Here is an 18350-nt window from a genome sequence, read left to right on the forward strand (position 1 = left end):
CAACTTAGGTTAGCCTAGCCTTACTTGATGGGGAAGTGGGTGTACGCGTCTCCCAAGCCCGCCACAGTTCGGCGTACCGGCCGCCGGCGGCGACCAGTTCGTGGTGCGGGCCCTCCTCGACGACCTTGCCGTGTTCGAGGACGACCACCCGATCGGCCGACGCCGCCTGGGTGAGACGGTGGGCGACGATCAGGGTGGTCCGTCCCCGGGTCGCCGCGGCGGCGGACGCCTCGATGTCGCGGGCGCCCAGGCTGCCCGCTTCCGCCGTGGCCTCGTCCAGGACGGCGATCGCGGGGTCCGCGAGCACCAGCCGCGCGAGGGCGAGTTGCTGGGCCTGGGCCGCGGTCAGCTCGTGACCGCCTTCGCCGACCACCGTGTCCAGGCCCTCCGGAAGGCTCCGCGCCCAGTCCAGCGCGCCGACGGTGTCCAGCGCGGCGGCGGCCTCGTCCGGCGAGACCCCCGGGCGGGCCAGGCGCAGGTCCTCGATCAGCGGCCCGGCGAAGACGTGGGTCTCCTGGGTGACGATCGCCACCCGCTCCCGCAGGTCCGCCGGGGCCAGCTCCGCCAGCGACACGCCGCCGACGCGCGCCTCGCCGTGCCCGGCCCGCAGGATCCCGGCCGCGATGGCCGCGAGGGTGGACTTGCCCGCCCCCGTCGACCCCACCAGCGCCACCCGCGCGCCCGCCGCGACCCGCACGCTCACGTCGTGGAGAACGTCGACCTGGCCGTCATAGCTGAAGCGCACACCGGACAACTCAAGCGAACCGTCCCCAGGTACGCGTGGCGCCCGGTCCGGACGTTGAGGCGCCGGAGTGAATTCCACCACCCCGACCAGCCGGGCCAGGCTCGCGCCCGCCGCCTGTACCTCGTCGAAGGTGAACAGCAGCATCGCGATCGGGTTGAACAGCCGATGGAAGAGGACGGCCGCGGCGGCACTCTCGCCGACCGTCACCGACCCCCCGCGCACCAGCAGGAACCCCGCCACCAAGATCGCGGCCAACCCGAAGAACTCCGCCCGGTTGACCCGGCCGACGAAGCGCGTGAACAGCGTGAAGACCGAGACCGAGATGTCGCGGGCCCGCCCGGAGGCGATCCCGATGTCGTGCAGCCGCGCCCGCTCCAGACGGTAGGCGTGCACCGTGCGTACACCCTGCATGTTCTCGACGAGCAGCTGCGACGAGTCCGCCACCGCCTGCCGCTCCCGGGCGTACTGGGGCGCCGCGCGCGGCAGGTACCACCGCAGCGCCACCGCGTACAACGGCACCGCGACCGCGCCGGCCAGCCCGAGCCGCCAGTCGATCCCGGCCATCGCGGCGACGCTCAGGACGCCGAGCAGGAACGCCGAGATCATCGTGGGAATCACGTCGGAGGCCGCCTTGCCGATCGCGGCCGCGTCGCTGCCCACCCGCGAGAGCAGATCGCCCTTCCCGGTACGTTCGAGCGTCGTGGCGGGCAGGGTCAGCGCCCGGGCCACGGTCGCCTCCCGCAGCACCGCGAGTATCTGCCCGCACAACCGGCCGATCAGGTACGTCGCCAGGCCGGTGGCCAGCCCGCCGACCACGGCCGCGACGGTGATCACGATCGTGATGGGCACGATCGCGGAGGCTGGGGCGTGCTCCCGCACCCGGTCCACGAGAGCGCCCAGCGCGTACGCCGGCACCACGGAGGCGACCGCCCCCAGCAGGCCCACCAGCAGCGCGAAGGTGAGGCTCGGCCACCGGACGCGGAGTTCGCGCCACAGCCACGCCCACGTGAGGCGCGCGCCGGCGACCGGGAGCAACTCGCGATCTCGCCCGGTGTCCGTCCCGTCGCCACCTGATCCGCTCATCTCAGTACCGCCCGGTTGTAGTCGCTGTCGGTCGCGGCCAGTTCGGTGTGGCTGCCTTCGGCGACCACCCGGCCGCCGTCGATGACGACGACCCGGTCCGTCGCGGCCAGCATCGCGGGGCTGCTCGTGACCACAATGGTGGTGAACGGGACCGCCTCGCCGCGCGGGTGCCACGGAGCCTGTACGCCCTGCTCGGGGGCCTGCCCTGGGCTCTGAGCGTGTCGCAGAGCTCGTACGCCCTGGGCGATCGCGTGTTCGGTGACGGCGTCCACGGCCGTCGTCGGGTCGTGCAGGACGAGGATCGGCGGCCGGGCCAGCAGCGCCCGGGCAAGCGCGACCCGCTGCCGCTGCCCGCCCGACAAACTGGCACCCCGCTCGGTGACCAGATGCTCCAGACCGTCGGGATGGGCGGACAGCACCTGATCGGCAGCCGAGGCAGCCAGGACCTCAGCCAACAGACCCGGACCGGCCGAGCCCGCCGAGCCCACGGGGTCCGTCGGGGCCTCTCGGCCCGCCGAGCTCACCGCGTCCACCGGGTCCGCTCGGCCCACCGCCAGTGCGCCTACGGTGAGGTTGTCGCGGATTGTGCCCGTGAACAGGTCCGTTTGATGGGGTTCCACCAGCATTGTCCGGCGGGCGTGCGCCAGCCGTATCCGGGCCAGCTCTCGACCGCCGACCAGGATCCGGCCGTCGTACTCCTCCGGCGCCACCCGCCCCGAGAGGACCTTGACCAGTGCCTCTCCGTCGGCGGAGCGGTGTGCCGCGACGCCCACGAACTCGCCGGGCCGCACGAGGAGGTCCACCCCGTCGAGGGTGCCGTATCTGAGGGCGCGCACCTCCAGACCGGGCGCCTTGTTGCCGGACGCCCCGTTGTCGAGTGGTTCGGTGCCGTCGGGTACCAGTGGGTCCGCGTTCAGGATGACGGCCACGCGCTCGGCCGACGCTCGCGCCTCCGCCACCCAGCTCGGGACGATGGCCAGCAGCCCGATCGGTTCCATCAGGAACTGGGCGAGCCCGATCACGGTGATCAGCTCCCCGGCGCTGATCCGCCCGGTCAGCGCGAACCACCCGGCCAGGATCGCGATGCCGCAGGCCAGCAGCGCGCCGCAGGTCGTCGAGGCGGCCACGTACACGCCCTGGGTGTGGGCCGCCCGGACGACGGCCCGCAAGGACCGCCCGCTGACCTCCCGGTAGCGTTGGGCGGCCGCCCCCTCGGCGCCGAGGCCGCGCAGTGGGCGCAGCCCGCTGACCAGGTCGGTCGCCAGTGACGTGGCCTCCGCCGCGCGTTCCTGCTGCTCGGTCACCCGTTTGGTGATCAGCGGCGTGCCCGCCTGGAGCGCGAGGAGCACCACGGGCGTCCCGACGAGGACGGCCAGCCCGAGCCGCCAGTCGATCACGAGCAGCGCGACGGCGCTCACCACGGTCGCCGTCACCGCGCCGGCGACGCGTGGCACGTAGTCCAGCAGGTACGAGGTGTTGTCGGTGTCGGTGGTCGAGACGGTGAGCAGGTCGCCGGCGCGACGGCCGGTACGGATGCCGCGCGGATGCATGATCTTCTCCGCCACCTCGACCCGGAGGGTGTGGGCCTCCACCGCGATGGCGAGCATGAGCTGCCGGGCGCCGAACCGGTACACCATCGTCAGCACGACGAACAGCACCGCCAGGGCCGCCACCCAGAGCACGAGGGCGCCACCGTCGCCAGGACCGATGGCCCGGTCGACGATGACCCCGATGAAAATCGGTACGAGTGACTCGCACACCTGGTGGAGGCTGATGAGAGCGGTCCCCAGGCCCAGCCGCCGCCGGTTGCGGGTCACCGTACGCAGGAGAACGCGCCACCCCGTCCGGGGCCGCGCCGTGGCTGACGCGTTCAGCTGTCGTTCACCTGGGCCGACGCGCGGGCCATGCTCTCACGCAGGCTCTTGGGACGCAGGTCCGTCCAGTTCGCGTCGACGTAGTCGAGGCACTCCTGCCGCTTGCTCTGGCCGCCCTCGCCGAAGACGATCCGCCAGCCGCCGGGCACCTCCTTGAAGGTCGGCCACAGGGAGTGCTGCTCCTCGTCGTTCACCAGGACGTAGAAGGTGCCGTTCTCGTCGTCGAAGGGGTTGTCGGACACTGTGCCTCCTTGGCATCGGGGGTGGGTGGATGGATGGGAGCGCGACCGGTCGGGAGCACCGGGTCGCCCCGCGCCACGGCGGCGATGGCTCGCCTCATCGGCTGCGTGCCTGCCTGGCCAGCAGCCAGGCGAAGTAGACGCCGCCCAGCGACACCGTGACGATGCCGACCGGGAGTTGGGTGGGGGCGAAGGCCCGCTGCGCGAGCCAGTCGCTCGTGGCCAGCAGCAGCCCGCCCGTGACCGCCGACGGCACCAGCGCGATGCCGGCCGTACGCGTCAGCAGGCGGGCCAGCTGCGGGACGGCGAGCGCGACGAACGAGATCGGCCCGGCGGCGGCCGTCGCCACCGCCGTCAGCGCGACCCCGATGACGAGGTACGCCAGGCGCGACCGCTCCGTCCGTACGCCGAGCGCCGCGGCGGCGTCGTCCCCCATGGCCAGCAGCGACAGGCGCGGCCCGAGGGCCACCAGGAGCGCGGTCGGCAGCGCGACCGAGACGGCCACGGGCAGGACCTGGTCCCAGGTCAGGGTGTTCAGGCTGCCTTGTCCCCAGATCGCGGCGGCGACGGCGGTCTGCAGGTTCACCTTGATGACGAACCACTGGTTGGCCGCGCCGAGGATCGCGCTGACCGCGATCCCCACGATGATCAGCCGGAACCCCTGGACGCCCTTCCGGTAGGCCAGAAGGTAGACCACGGCGGCGGCGAGCAGGCCGCCCACGAGCGCGCCCGCGGCCGTCTGGTAGTAGTCGCGGCCGACGAACATCATCGTGACCAGCACTCCGGTGTAGGCGCCGGTGTTGAAGCCGATCACGTCGGGGCTGCCCAGGGGATTGCGCGTCAACGACTGGAACACGGCACCGCTCAGCCCCAGAGCCATCCCGATGAGCAGGGACAGCAGCACCCGTGGCAGCCGCCACTCCATGATCACCAGCCGGGCGGGACCCGGCTCGCCGCCCAGCAGGACGCGGACCACCTCCCCGACGGGCACCTCGAACTCGCCGGTGCCGAGGGCCAGCACGCCCACCGCGAGGGCCGCCAGACCCAGCACGCCGCAGATGACCGCCGTCCGCACCCCGAACCGCAGCGAAACCGACGCCCCACGCACGACCACGACCCCCCGACCGAAGTCCAGACCGGATCCCGAGTCCAAGCCGGACCCCACCGATCCCGCCGCACCGGTCCCCACCGCATTGGATCCCACCGCACCGGAGCCCGCCGCGTCAGATCCCACCGGACCCGATCCCGCCGAGCCGGTCACTGGCCGTTCACCGTTCTGCGGCGGATCAGCCAGATCAGCACCGGCGCGCCCACGAACGCCGTCACAATCCCCACCTGCAGCTCCGCCGGCCGGATGACCACCCGGCCGGCGACGTCGGCGGCGAGCATGAGTACCGGCGCGCACACCATCGTGTACGCGAAGATCCACCGCTGGTCCGGCCCGACGATCCAGCGGACGGCGTGCGGCACCATCAGACCCACGAACCCGATCGGACCCACAGCCGCGGTGGCCGCCCCGGCCAGCAGGGTCACCGCGACCATGGACAGCGCCCGCGCCCGCGCGATGTTCGTGCCCAGGGACCGGGCGAGATCGTCCCCGAGGGCGATGGCGTTGAGGGACCGCGCGACGGCCAGCGCCAGGACCAGCCCAGCCGCGACGAACGGCGCCACCGCCCCCGCGATCGACAGCGGCCTGCCCGCCAGCGTGCCGACGTCCCAGAACCGCAGGTAGTCGAACGCCCGCGGCTTCATCAGCCGGATCCCGGCCGAGACGCCCTCCATGACCGCGCCCAGCGCCACACCGGCGAGCGTCAGCTGGATCGGCGTCGCGCCCCTGCTGCCCGCCGAGCCCAGGGCGTACACCAGGACCATCGCGACGGCGCTGCCGAGGAAGGCGAACCACACGTACGACCAGATCCCGGTGAGCCCCAGCACCCCGATCGCGAAGACCACGAACAGGCCCGCGCCCGCGTTGACGCCGAGGATCTGGGTGTCGGCCAGCGGGTTGCGGGTCACGGCCTGGAGGAGCGCGCCCGCGATGCCCAGCGCCGCGCCGACGAGCAGGCCCAGCGCGGTCCGGGGGACGCGCAGCTCGCGTACGAGCACCTGGTCGTCGGTGTTGGTGAAGTGGGCGAAGGCGTTCCAGACCGTGGCCGGGGCGATGTTCTTGGTGCCGACGACGATGCTCAGGACGCAGGCGACGGCCAGCAGCACCAGGCACACCGCCAGCCACGCGCTCCGGCCCGCGTTCGTCGCGGCGACGCCGCCGGCCGGCTGCCGCTCCGTCTGCTTCGGTAAAGGTTGTGGGCGCAGGGATACCACTAGCTCGTGGCTCGCGCGCGGTTGGCGAGCAGCGAGTCGCGGATCTCGCCGGCGCGGACGGCCGTGGTGGACAGCAGGGTGGAAGTTATGCCGTGCGTGTGCTCGCTGGCCCCCTGTACGTAGATGCCGGCCGACACGTGCCAGGGCACCTCGACGCGGTAGTCGCGGCCGATCCGGACCTCGTCCTCCTCGTCGCGCAGGCAGAGCTTGGCCGTCTCGCCGAGCACGACGCCGAGGTCCTGGGGGCGGTAGCCGGTGGCGTGCACGAGGATGTCCGTGGCCAGCACCTCCCGCTCGCCGGTCGGCAGGAACTCCACCGTGACGTCCAGGCGGTCGCCGTTGACGCTGACGTCCCTGATGCGGGAGACCTTGAGGATGCGCAGGCGTTCGTTGCCCTGGACCTTCTCGCGGTACATGGTCGCGTACAGGGACTCGATGAGGTCCATGTCGACCACCGAGTAGTTGGTGCCCCGGTGATAGTCGTGGAGCGCCTGCTTGACCGAGGGCGGGGCCTGGAAGAAGGTGTCGACGGCTTCGGGGTCGAAAATCCGGTTCGCGAAGGGGCTGTCGTCGGCCGGGGTGTAGCCGTACTTCGCGAAGACCGCGCACACCTCGGCGCCGGTGAAGGTCCGATGGAGATAGTCGGCCGTCTCCGCCGCGCTCTGCCCGGCTCCGAGCACCAGGATCCGGCGTACCGGGACGCCGGCCTCGGTGAGGGCGGCCACGCGCGGGATCAGCTCGCTGTTGTGCCACACGCGGTCGGACAGGGCGGCGTCCGGCGGCAGGTGGGGTTCCAGGCCGGTGGCGACGCAGATGTTGCGGGTCCGGCGGACGATGAAGCGCTCCGGGTCGCCGGGGTCGCGGCTGGTCACGTCGAACAGGGGGACCTCGCCGTCCTCGGTGACGACGGGCTCGATGGACAGGACCTCGGCGGAGTACTCGACCATCTCCCGCATCCGGGCCGCGGCCCACTCGAAGTAGCCGTGGAAGTCGATCCGTAACGGGAACAGCGTCTTGTGGTTGAGGAAGTCCACCAGCCTGCCGCGCTCCTTCAGGTAGCACAGGAAGCTGAAGTCGCTCGCCGGGTCCCGCATGGTGACCAGGTCCTTCAGGAACGACACCTGCATGGTGGCGTCGTCGAGCAGCATGCCCCGATGCCAGCCGAAGGCGGCCTGCTTCTCCAGGAACCCGGCGCGCAGCCGGTCCGCTTCCGGGACCCGCGCGTTGTGCTCGTCGACGGCTATGGCCAGCGCCAGGTTGGATGGCCCGAATCCGACTCCCAGGATGTCGTAGATCGTGTCCGGACCACTCGGCAGGGTCTCCACCGCGGCATCGCCTCCCTTATCGGGGCAATAGTAGATAAGGTAAGGCTAACCTTTCAAGAATCATGGCAGAGAGGATCGATCATGCGAGTGGTCATGTTCGGGTACCAGACGTGGGGCCATCGGACATTACGCGCCCTGCTCGACTCCGGCCACGACGTGGTCCTCGCCGTCACCCACCCCAAGAGCGAGCACGCCTACGAGAAGATCTGGGACGACTCGGTCGCGGAACTCGCGGAGCGGCACGACGTGCCGGTGCTGCTGCGCGACCGGCCCGACGACGCCGGCCTCCTCCAGGCGCTCCGGGACGCCGCGCCGGACATCATCGTCGCCAACAACTGGCGGACCTGGCTGCCGCCGGAGATCTTCGACCTGCCACCGCACGGCACGCTCAACATCCATGATTCGCTGCTTCCGGCGTACGCGGGCTTCTCGCCGCTGATCTGGGCCCTGATCAACGGCGAGCGGGAGGTCGGCGTCACCACGCACCGCATGAACGCCGAACTGGACGCGGGCGACATCCTGCTGCAACGGGCCGTGCCCGTGAAGGACGACGACACCACGACCGACCTCTTCCACCGGACGGTGGACCTGATCGAGCCGCTCGTACGGGAGTCGCTGGACCTGATCGCCTCCGGCCGGGCGCGCTGGGTCCCCCAGGACCGTACCCAGGCCAGCTTCTTCCACAAGCGGTCGGTCGAGGACGGCCGGATCGACTGGTCCTGGCCGGCGGAGGACCTGGAGCGGCTGGTCCGAGCCCAGTCCGACCCGTACCCGAACGCGTTCACCCACCATCGCGGCGAGCGGATCCAGATCGTCTCGGCCGCGGTGTCGCAGGCCCGCTACGGAGGCACCCCCGGACGGATCTTCATCCGGGAGGGGGATGGGGTGGTCATCGTCGCCGGCGCGGACGCGCGGACCGGGCAGCGACGCGGGCTGGTGGTCAAACGGCTGCGGACACCGGACGGCACCGAGCACGCGGCCACCGACTACTTCCGCACCATGGGCGGCTACCTCGGATAACGCAACAGGTGCGGCCACCTCGGAAGCGCCACGACATGCCTGAGCGCCTGAGGGTGTCCGGTTTTCGCGGGGCCCGCTCCTAGAATGGGGTGATCATCTGACTGGCGGTCGCCAGGTTCTTCCCGGCTGATGGTGTCCGGATCGCACTACACCCACCGCCAGTTGGAGAAGCCCTATGCCTACCGTCATGCGCGGGGGTGTCCACCGCGCCCTCACCGTGGTCGCGGCACTCACCCTCGCCCCCGTCGCCGCCCACGCCGACGCCGCCCCCGGCCCCGCCGAGGGGAGGCTGATCGGCTCCGGTGCCCTCGCGGCGGTCAAGGAGCACCTGCGGGCGCTGCAGGCCATCGCCGACATCCACCACCACACCCGCGCGGCGGGCACCCGCGGCCACGACGCGTCGCGCGACTACGTGGCCGCCAAGCTCAGGGCCGCCGGTTACCGGGTGACCGTTCAGCCGTTCGACTTCCCCTTCTACCAGGAGCGATCCACCGCGCTGATGGAGCGGGTCGCCCCGGCTCACAAGGTCTACACCCCGACCCCGCCCGACGGCTCCACCCTCGGCGATCTCGCCACGATGAGCTACTCCGGGCGCGGCGACGTCATCGCGGCCCTGCAGAACGTCGACCTGGTCCTGCCGCCCGGCCCGACACCGGGCACCTCCACCTCCGGCTGCGAGGCCGCCGACTTCGCCGGGTTCACGCCGGGCAAGATCGCGCTGTTGCAGCGCGGCACCTGCGCCTTCCTGGTCAAGGCGCGGAACGCGCAGGCGGCGGGCGCCGTGGCCGCGATCATCTTCAACGAGGGTCAGCCGGGCCGTACCGCGACTCCGCAGGGCAACCTCGGCGAACCGGTCTCCATCCCGGTCGTCGGCGCCTCCTTCGCGGTCGGCCAGGAGCTCGCCACGGGGGCGACGGTCCACCTCAAGACCGACACGATCAGCGAGGTACGCACCACCTCTAACGTGATCGCCGACTCCCCCTGGGGCGACCCGGACAAGGTGGTCATGTCCGGGGCGCATCTGGACTCCGTCCTGGAGGGGCCGGGCATCAACGACAACGGCTCGGGCAGCGCCGCGCTCCTGGCCGTCGCCGAGGCGCTCGGCAAGATCCCCACCCGGAACAAACTCCGCTTCGCCTGGTGGAGCGCGGAGGAGCTGGGCCTGCTGGGCTCGAAGTTCTACGTGGAGCACCTGAGCCCCGCCCGGCGGAGCAGGATCAAGCTCTACCTCAACTACGACATGATCGCCTCGCCGAACTACGCCCTCAAGATCTACGACGGTGACGACTCCGACGCCACGGGCGAGCCCGCCGGTCCGCCCGGCTCGGCCGAGATCGAGAAGCTGTTCGAGAGCTACTACGACCTGCTGCAGCAGGGCCACAACGGCACCGACTTCGACGGCCGCTCCGACTACGGCCCGTTCATCGCGGCCGGCATCGCCTCCGGCGGCCTGTTCACCGGGGGCGAGGGCATCAAGACGGCCCAGGAGGCGGCCCTGTTCGGTGGTACGGCCGGCCAGCCGTACGACGCGTGCTACCACAAGGCCTGCGACACCACGACGAACATCAACGACCGGGCTCTGGCGCTGAACACCGGCGCCATCGCCGCCGCCGCCCTGGTCTACGCCTTCAAGCCCGTCCTGCCCGGCCCGACCGCCACCGCCGCGGAAACCGCGGCGATCACCGCGATCGCCGACCCCGGCGCCGAGCTTCGCGGAAGAATAAAGCGATAAATCCGCTCCTGCGGCCATCGAACCGCCGCAGGTACGCGGACGTACCCGTCCATAGGGGGACGCTTACCCAACAGAGGGACGCCCCCTGACAAAGGAGGACGCTGGTGCTGTCATCCGGGCGTCGGGCGCTGTTATACGCCGGTGTCGCCGTCGCGGTCGGCGTCCTGGCGCTGGTGGGCGCGTTATGGGTCGGCGGAGGCGGAACACCGCCGCCGATCAAGGGGCTGCCGACACCCGATCCGCTGACCGTCTGGGGAGTGCCGCTGGCGCGGCTGGCGCTGGAGGTGTGCTCCGTCGGCACGGTGGGGACCCTGGTCGCCGGGGTGGTCCTGGTCCGGCGCGACGCGCCGGAGGCGAGCGCCTGCGTACGCGCCGCGGGCGGCTGGGCACTGGGCTGGGCGCTCTGCGCGCTGCTGACCTACCTGCTGACACTCGCGAACATCCTCAGCCTCCCGGCGAGCCAGGTGTTCGGCGACTTCACCCTGCTGAACTTCGGCACCACTCTCCCCCAGACGCAGGCCATGCTCGTGGTGACGTGCACGGCCACGGTCGTGGTGCTCGGCTCCTCTCGGGTACGGGACGGCCGGCGGCCCCGGTGGGCGGTCACCCTGCTCGTGGCCGCCGCGTTCGGCCTGCTGCCGCCCGCCTACGTCGGTCACGCCGCCTCGGCCGGAGATCACGACGTCGCGGTCTCGGCGCTGATGACGCACCTGCTCGCGGCGGCCGTGTGGGTCGGCGGCCTGGTGGCCGTGCTGATCCACTTCCGCCGCTCGGACCGGCTGGCCGGCGTCGTCGCCAAATTCAGCACCCTGGCCCTGTGCTGCTTCGTCGCGGTGACCGTGTCCGGTGTGGCCGGCGCCTGGGTCCGGCTGGACTCGGTGCCGCAGTTGTGGACGACGAGGTACGGCACGCTCGTCCTGGCCAAGGTGACGGCGCTGGTGGCCTTGGGCGTCATCGGGTGGATCCACCGCCGCCGTACCGTCGCCGGGATCGCCGAACACTCCAGGCGCGGCACCTTCGTCCGGCTGGCCACCGGCGAGATCGTGGTGATGGCGGCGGCCATGGGCCTGGCCGTCGGCCTGTCGCGCTCCGCGCCGCCGACCACCGGCAGCCACGACGACCTCCTGGGCTACAACCTGGCGCCCTATTCGATCGGCCACCTGATCACCGAGTTCCGGCCGAACCCGCTGGTCCTGCTCGCCCTGGCGCTTCCGGTCATCGGCTATCTGGCCGGGCTGCGCAGGCTCGCCCGGGCCGGCGTGCCGTGGCCGGTGGGCCGGACGATCGCCTGGTGCGCCGGGGTGGCGGTGCTGGCATTGGTGCTCGCCGGCGGCGTGAGCGCCTACGCGCGGGCGATGCCGTCGGCGCACGCGCTGCAGTACACGGTGCTCAACGTCGTCGGCCCGCTGCTGCTGGCCTTCGGGGCGCCGCTGACGCTGACCGCGCGGGCCATCACCCCCGCCTCACAGTACGGCGACGTCACCTCCGCCATCCTGAATAGCCCCCTGACCAGGCGGCTCACTCATCCGACGACCCTCCTGGCCATCTATGTGCTGCCGCTCCTCGTCCTCTACGGCACCGAGTGGCTGGCCTGGTCGGTCACCAACCAGGCGGTCCACCTGCTCACCCAGGGCCTGTTCTTCGGCACCGGGCTGCTGTGCTGCTGGGTGCTGGCCGGGGTCGACCCGCTGCCCCAGACGATCGCCCGGCGCGATCGCACCCGACTGCTCGCGGCCGTCGCCGCGGCGCAGGTGGTGGTCGGCCTACTCCTGCTGTACGGGCCGGTGCTGGCCCAGGACTGGTTCGCGCAGGTGACCCCGCGCGGCGCGCCGGGCGTGGCGGCCGGGCAATGGCTGGCCGGCCTGATCTACCTGGCGCTGCCCGTGGCCGCCCTCGCCTTCCTGGCCGTACGGCTGACCCGGTCACGGAAGCCTGCGGGGAGGACCGGCTCAGTCCCACGGCTGCCGGTACGACGGCTGGTAAGCGTGCAGCCGCAGCCGCAGGGTCAGCGTGACGGTGGTGCCGGCCGGTAGCTCCACCGTGAGGTGCGGGCCGCCGACCGTGAACTCGGTGGCCGACGGCACCGGCTGGTGGTGGATGTACTCGGTGTCGTGGCCGGTCCAGCCGGGCTCGGCGCCGGTCGCGACGGCGGTGGCGATCTCGTGCTCGCCGAACGCCCCCGCCTGGACGATGAGCACCCGGTCGTCGGTGGCCGAGAGGTTGACCAGCGTGACCACGGTGGCCTCCGGCTCGATCGCGCTGACCAGCGCGGCGACCTGCTCCGGCACGCCAGGGCGGCGACGTTCGGCGTCGAAGTAGCGGACCCTGGCCTGCTGCAGACCGCCGTTGTAGATGACCTGCGGGCCGCCCCACATCGTCTGGGCCAGCGCCTCGGTCACCACCGGGTTGACGTTCTGCCACAGGTGGATCGCCTCCTCCGGCAGGTCCCGGTCGGCGTTGGCGAGCAGCAGCGCTATGCGGCGCCGGGCCTGGGCGTGCGCGGCGGCGAGGATTCGCTGGGGGTAGTCCGGGTTGTCGCCGCGCAGGTAGGCGTACCACGGCTCCTCGTGTCCGGCCTCCTCCTTGTCGCGGAACGGCCGTACCGTCGCCCAGTCGTAACCGGCCGCGGCGCGCAGCGCGTCCAGGCGGGCCCGGTCCTCGGCCGCGCCGGTGTGGTGCCAGAGCGCGAACGGGACCGAGGTCTGGATCGGGTTGTAGTCGAACCAGCCTTTGTCGCTGTGCCGGTAGGGCACGAGCAGGGTGGCGGTGTCCACGTCCGAGCCGAGATGAGCGCGCCAGCGGCCCTGGTTGGCCGAGTCGCTCTGGCTGAACGGCAGCTTGACGCCCAGGCCGATGATCGCGTCCAGCAGCGACCGGAGCAGGTCGAGGTAGCGGTCGTCGCGCGTGGCCAGCGCGGCGCTGAGCGCGCCGACGGCCGTCGCCTGGCCGACGCTGTACATGCCGTGCGGCCAGGTCCAGCCGTAGTGACCGCCGTACCAGCGCCCGTCCAGCTGGCTGCCGACCGTACCGTCCAGGCCGACGTTGTCCGGGACGATCCCGCCGTTGTCCTGGGCCCGGCGCTGCCAGGCACCGACGTACTCGCGCAGCCAGGCGGCGTATCGCTCGTCGCCGGAGACCAGGAAGGCGTTGCAGACCAGGCCGGCCACGCTCAGGTTGCCGACCGCGTCGCCCCGGCCCATACGCTCGCGCATCTCCGCGCCCAGCCGCGGGTCGTCGGCGAGCGGCGGCACCGGCGCGTCGGCCGGGACCAGCCAGTCCAGCGGGTAGCCGTACTGCGCGGCCTCGGCCTCGGTCCAGGGATAGGCGGGCGTGTCGGACACCCCGTCGCGAGCTCCCCCGCTGCCGTTGTGCGGGGCCTTGATGATGTGGTGGTCCGGGTCGTAGTTGGCCGGACCGAGATAGAGGTCGGCGAACCGAGTGGCCCGCTCCGCCCAGGCCGCCGGGTCGGCGGCGGTGAGGAAGTAGGTGAAGAGCAGGCTCTCGCCCTGGTGGAACCAGTCGTAGCCGATCTCGAACTCCTCGGCGAACATGCCGAGCTCGGTCATCTGGGCCGCCACACCCTCCCAGTGGTGGGCGCACGCCGGGAGCAGGTCGTCCGCGCCGCCCAGCAGGTAGAGCTGGGGCCAGTTGAAGAACGGCTCGAAGAAGTCGTCCGCGCCGTCGCGGCTGGACAGCCGGCCGGAGTAGCGCAGCGAGCCGTCAGGCCGGGCGTAGCGGGAGGAGAACAGCCGCCACCCGCTGTCCAGCAGGTCGAACAGCGCGCGCTGGGACAGCGCCCAGGCCGGTGGCTCGATGACGGGGACGCTCGCCGTGACAACGGGTGGGCGCCGGGCGAAGCTGTCGGTCATATGGTGGGTACTCCTCACCTCGTAAAATCTCATCCCTTGGTCGCGCCGGCGGTCAGCCCGGCGACCAGGAAGCGCTGAGAGAACAGAAACACCAGCAACACCGGCGCGATGGAGATCAGGGTGGCCAGCACCAGTTCGGGCGGCTGCACCTCGGCGTTGGCGCCGACGACGGGGTTGAAGGTGGGGGTCGCGGCCAGCATCTGCGTCAGGCCGACCTGCATGGGGTAGTTGTCGCTGTTCGGCAGCATCACGTACGGCAGGAAGAAGTTGTTCCAGTTGTTGACGAAGCTGAAGAAGGCGACCAGTGCGACCACCGGCTTGGCCAGCGGGAGCGCCACCCGGAAGAAGGTCGCGGTCTCGCCGCAACCGTCCAGCCGCGCCGCGTCCAGCAGGTCGCCGGGGACGCTGGTGGAGAAGTAGATGTAGGTCAGGTACACGCCGAAGGGGAAGAACGACATCGGCAGCACGACCGAGGCCGTCTTGTTGATCAGCCCGAGGTAGCTGAGCTCCAGGAAGATCGGCAGCACCAGGGCGGTGGCCGGCATCAGCATCACCACCAGGGTGACGATGAGCAGCAGCCGGCGTCCGCCGAACTGCATGAGCGCCATCGCGTACCCGGCCGGGATGCCGACCAGCAGGGTCAGCGCCACCGAGAGCGCCGAGTAGACGACGGAGTTCGTCATCCACGTCAGCACCGCCCCGTCCTGGAAGGACATGAGGTGCTGCCAGTTCGTGACGAGCGAGCCGATCGAGCCCGGTGACAGCGGGTTGGCGTGGATCAGGTCGGCCGGGCTCTTGGTCGAGGCGAGCAGCAGCCACACCATCGGCAGGACGAAGAACAGCGCGAAGGCCAGCAGCAGCGCGGCGATCAGCCCTCGGCCGACCAGCCGGATGACGCCGGGCCGTTGATCAGTCCGCATCGAAGAGACCTCCCCGCGCGACGAACAGCCCGGCGCAGCACAAAGCCACGATGAGCAGGTCGATCGCGATCGCCGCCGAGCCGTTGAAGTCGTTCTGGTCGAAGGCGTACAGATAGGCGAGCTGGTTGAGCGAGTAGTCGGTCCCGACCACCCCGAAACCGGCCTGCGAGACGAGCTGCGGCTCGACGAAGAGCTGCGTGCCCGCGGCCAGGGACAGGATGAGCATGTAGACGATCCACTTGCGCAGCATCGGTAGTTGCACCCGCAACGCCGTCTTCACTGGCCCGGCGCCGTCCACCCGCGCCGCCTCGATCACCGTGTACGGGATGCTGTTCAACGCGCCGTACATGACCGTGATCCAGCCGCCCGCGCCGGTCCAGAAGGCGATGATCGTGAAGATCCAGGGCAAGTGCCCCGGCGCGATCACCTGCACGAACGTGTCGCCCCACAGCGAGCGGACGAGGCCGTCGACCGGGCTCACGGACGGGTCCAGCATGAACAGCCACAGCAGCACGCTCGACGCCCCGGCCAGCGCGCCCGGCACGTAGTAGACGAACCGCAGCGCGGCCCGCGACCAGCGCGAGGCGAGCCGGTGCACCACCAGCGCGAGCAGCAGGACGAGCACGGTCAAAGTGACCAGCCACAGCACGAGGTAGGTGGCCACATGGCCGACCGCGGCCACGAACCGATAGTCCTGGGCGGTACGCAGGAAGTTGGAGATGCCGGCGAAGCGCCCCTCGCCATCGGTGAACGCCAGATTGAGCGCGTACACCGTGGGCGCGATGCCGAACGCGACCAGCAGCACCACGTACCCGGAGACGAAGACGTGCCCGGCGGCAGGCCGCCAGGAACGACTCCGCACGTGCGTAACGCTCACTTGGTGACCTGGTATCCGGACACCTGAGCCTGCTGCTCGATCGCCGTCTGCCAGTCCGGCAGCAGCGACTCGATGGTCTTGCCGGCGGTCTGGCCGGGGATGACGGTCTTGGCCCAGACCGCCTCCTGGCTGAACTCCGGCGAACCCCAGCCCGGCCAGACCTGTCCGGCCGCGGCGGCGATCGGGGCGGAGATGTCGCCCGCGTAGTAGCCGCTGTCCTGCTGCTTCTTGATCCACTTCGTCGCGGCGGCCGAGAAGGCGGGGTAGCCCGGTGAGAGGGCGACCTGGTACTCGTCGGCGGTGGCGACCCAGCTGATGAAGTCCTTGGCCGCCTTCAGGCGCGCGGTGTGCCTCGACAGCCACCAGGTGCCGCCGCCGACGTTGCCGGTCACCGGCTCGCTCTGGTCCGCCCAGTGCAGCGCGTCGCCGACCGCGAGCTCGCCCTTCGGGGTCTTGATCGTCCCCTGGAACACCGCCCCGCCGTACCAGGCCGGGCCGGGCAGCATGAGCACCTTGTCGCCCTGGTTCTTGACGAAGTCGGGACCGAACAGCGGCAGCATGGACATCGTCTTGTTCGCCACGAGCTTGTCCAGCATCCGCGCGGTCCGTACGCACTTGGCGTCCGTCGCCTTGACGGTGATCGCCTTGGCGCCGGTGACCTGGTTGGCCGGGCACTCGCCGCCCCACATGTAGATCTCCGGCGCCCACGCGTCACCGGCCGTGCCGATGATGTATCCCGGGTGCTCGGCGGCCACCTTCTCGCCCAGCGCGGTGTATTCCTCCCACGTCTTGGGCAACGTGTAGCCGAACTTGTCGAGCAGCTTCTTGTTGTACCAGAGCACCACCTGGGCCAGGTCGTTGCGCAGGCAGTAGACCGTGCCGTCGACGGCGCACACGTCCAGCGCGCCCTTGGCGAAGCCGCTCAGCGTGGCGTCGTCGAGCAGGCCCTTGTTGAGCGGGGCGACGAAGGCGTCATCACCCTGCGAGGCCCAGGAGGCGGTGTTGTTGTCGGTGGTGAACACGACGTCCGGCCAGCCCTCGCCGGCCCGGTTGAACAGCTGCACCTTGGTCTTGAGGGTGTTGGAGCCGTTGGCGTTGCCGTCGTAGGTGACGATGTCCAGCGGCACGCCGGGGTGCGCCGTCTGGTAGGCCTTCGCGGCGTCGAGCCGGGTGGAGTCCACCCAGACCACGAGCTTGCCGTCCTTCTGCTCGGCCGTGCTGAACCCGTACTGGGAGGCGGCACCGGTCGGCTTCGACGAGGACGAAGCCGTGGGGTTGGGGGGACCGCAGGCCGCGACGGCGAGAAGAACCGCCGCGGCGGCGGTGGCCGCAGGCACCGCACGGCGGTACGCGGCATGACTGCGTCGTCTCATAGGGCCTCCGTTAACGGAATGTTTCGAGATATGACATCATACGAATGACGTCGACACAATGGCCTATACTCAAGGCGCTGTCGTGATCAAGGGAGGGCACGTTGACTCAGCACGCGGAGGGTCCGTGGACGGACGACGCGGTGCGGCCCCAACCACCCGCGAAGCGGCCGCGCCGCGAGCGGGCCCCCAAACTGGGCACCACGGTGGTCGAGCAGCTGGTCGACGACATCATCCGCGGCACACTGCGCCCGGGTGCCACGCTGCCGCCCGAGGCCGACCTGTGCGAGGAGTTCGGCGTCAGCCGCACGGTGATCCGCGAGTCGGTCAAGGTGATCCAGGAGAAGGGCCTGGTCCGGATCGAGCACGGTCGCGGCACCCAGGTCACCGAGCCGAGGCAGTGGAACCTCCTCGACGACGTCGTGCTCGCCTCAGTGATCGCGCACGACGAGACCGCGGCCTTCCTCGACGAGCTGGTCACCGTACGCACCGCGCTCGAAGCCGAGATGGCCGCCGCCGCGGCGCTGGCCCGCACCTCCGACGACGCCCAGCGCATCGCCGAGGTGCTGGGCGTCATGCGGTCGAACCTCGCCTCTCCCCCCGATTTCGGCGCCGCCGACGTCCGCTTCCACGACGTGATCATGGCGGCCTCCCGCAACCGGCTCGGCCGCGCCATCGTCAACAGCATCCACGACAAGGCCCGCACCAGCATGCGCTACCACGGCCAGTACAACGAGGAGGTCATGCGCCAGACGCTGGACGAGCACCAGGCGATCAGCGACGCGATCTCGGCCGGCGATCCCGAGGCGGCGGCCGCGGCGATGCGCACGCACATCCTCGACTCCTGGAACCGGCGGCGCCCCACCCCGGCCCAGTGACCACGCTGGGCCCGATGATCGCCTGACATGACGAGGGCCCCGACGACGATTCGTCGAGGCCCCGTTGTCTCTGTTTCCGGCTACCCGTAGCGCATC

14 protein-coding genes are annotated in these 18350 nt (G+C 71.1%); 4 read left to right on the forward strand and 10 right to left on the reverse strand.

Annotated features, from left to right (window positions below; genetic code table 11):
- Positions 1-4: 4 nt before the first annotated feature.
- The 6 genes from ACIBO2_RS11265 to ACIBO2_RS11290 all read right to left on the reverse strand — a co-directional run bounded on the left by ACIBO2_RS11265 (position 5) and on the right by ACIBO2_RS11290 (position 7588).
- Positions 5-1828, reverse strand: coding sequence for an ABC transporter ATP-binding protein (locus ACIBO2_RS11265; RefSeq protein ID WP_358544405.1), 1824 nt, complete (start codon positions 1826-1828; stop codon positions 5-7).
- Positions 1825-3645 carry an ABC transporter ATP-binding protein gene (locus ACIBO2_RS11270; protein ID WP_397296570.1) on the reverse strand — a complete coding sequence of 607 codons (1821 nt, stop codon included), beginning with the start codon at positions 3643-3645 and terminating at the stop codon, positions 1825-1827. Before ACIBO2_RS11270 ends, ACIBO2_RS11265 begins: the two co-directional genes overlap by 4 nt.
- 53 nt (positions 3646-3698) lie before the next feature.
- Complete coding sequence (locus ACIBO2_RS11275) at positions 3699-3944, reverse strand: MbtH family protein (protein WP_225295555.1); 246 nt, start codon at positions 3942-3944, stop codon at positions 3699-3701.
- A gap of 94 nt (positions 3945-4038) precedes the next feature.
- Complete coding sequence (locus ACIBO2_RS11280; RefSeq protein ID WP_397296572.1) at positions 4039-5094, reverse strand: FecCD family ABC transporter permease; 1056 nt, start codon at positions 5092-5094, stop codon at positions 4039-4041.
- Positions 5095-5198: 104 nt separating this feature from the next.
- The gene (locus tag ACIBO2_RS11285; RefSeq protein WP_358544408.1) at positions 5199-6263 is read right to left on the reverse strand and encodes an iron chelate uptake ABC transporter family permease subunit; all 1065 of its coding nucleotides are present in this window, start codon (positions 6261-6263) and stop codon (positions 5199-5201) included.
- Positions 6263-7588 carry a SidA/IucD/PvdA family monooxygenase gene (locus tag ACIBO2_RS11290; RefSeq protein ID WP_358544409.1) on the reverse strand — a complete coding sequence of 442 codons (1326 nt, stop codon included), beginning with the start codon at positions 7586-7588 and terminating at the stop codon, positions 6263-6265. Before ACIBO2_RS11290 ends, ACIBO2_RS11285 begins: the two co-directional genes overlap by 1 nt.
- Positions 7589-7669: 81 nt before the next feature.
- Here ACIBO2_RS11290 and ACIBO2_RS11295 point away from each other — a divergent pair, with 81 nt between their 5' ends.
- The 3 genes from ACIBO2_RS11295 to ACIBO2_RS11305 all read left to right on the forward strand — a co-directional run bounded on the left by ACIBO2_RS11295 (position 7670) and on the right by ACIBO2_RS11305 (position 12373).
- Entirely contained in the window at positions 7670-8608 is a 939-nt protein-coding gene (locus ACIBO2_RS11295) for a methionyl-tRNA formyltransferase (RefSeq protein ID WP_358544410.1), read from the forward strand.
- Between the two features lie 187 nt (positions 8609-8795).
- Positions 8796-10340, forward strand: coding sequence for a M28 family peptidase (locus ACIBO2_RS11300; protein WP_397296575.1), 1545 nt, complete (start codon positions 8796-8798; stop codon positions 10338-10340).
- Between the two features lie 104 nt (positions 10341-10444).
- Positions 10445-12373, forward strand: a complete 1929-nt coding sequence (locus ACIBO2_RS11305; protein ID WP_397296577.1) for a cytochrome c oxidase assembly protein — start codon at positions 10445-10447, stop codon at positions 12371-12373.
- Here the strand turns inward: ACIBO2_RS11305 and ACIBO2_RS11310 are convergent.
- From ACIBO2_RS11310 to ACIBO2_RS11325, 4 genes are read right to left on the reverse strand one after another with little or no spacing between them, the layout of a single operon-like run.
- Positions 12290-14209 carry a hypothetical protein gene (locus tag ACIBO2_RS11310; RefSeq protein ID WP_397296579.1) on the reverse strand — a complete coding sequence of 640 codons (1920 nt, stop codon included), beginning with the start codon at positions 14207-14209 and terminating at the stop codon, positions 12290-12292. The two genes, ACIBO2_RS11305 and ACIBO2_RS11310, sit on opposite strands and share 84 nt — an antisense overlap.
- A gap of 29 nt (positions 14210-14238) precedes the next feature.
- Entirely contained in the window at positions 14239-15129 is an 891-nt protein-coding gene (locus ACIBO2_RS11315) for a carbohydrate ABC transporter permease (RefSeq protein ID WP_358544416.1), read from the reverse strand.
- Complete coding sequence (locus ACIBO2_RS11320) at positions 15119-15991, reverse strand: sugar ABC transporter permease (protein ID WP_363991337.1); 873 nt, start codon at positions 15989-15991, stop codon at positions 15119-15121. The genes ACIBO2_RS11315 and ACIBO2_RS11320 overlap by 11 nt, the downstream gene beginning before the upstream one ends.
- A gap of 11 nt (positions 15992-16002) precedes the next feature.
- Positions 16003-17379 (reverse strand): ABC transporter substrate-binding protein, encoded by a 1377-nt coding sequence (locus tag ACIBO2_RS11325; RefSeq protein ID WP_397296582.1) that lies wholly within the window; start codon positions 17377-17379, stop codon positions 16003-16005.
- Between the two features lie 101 nt (positions 17380-17480).
- Here ACIBO2_RS11325 and ACIBO2_RS11330 point away from each other — a divergent pair, with 101 nt between their 5' ends.
- Positions 17481-18254 (forward strand): FadR/GntR family transcriptional regulator, encoded by a 774-nt coding sequence (locus ACIBO2_RS11330; protein ID WP_358544420.1) that lies wholly within the window; start codon positions 17481-17483, stop codon positions 18252-18254.
- Positions 18255-18350 lie beyond the last annotated feature (96 nt).

Origin of the sequence: Nonomuraea sp. NPDC050022 (genome assembly GCF_044460705.1) — a bacterium.
In the GTDB taxonomy this organism is placed as follows: domain Bacteria; phylum Actinomycetota; class Actinomycetes; order Streptosporangiales; family Streptosporangiaceae; genus Nonomuraea.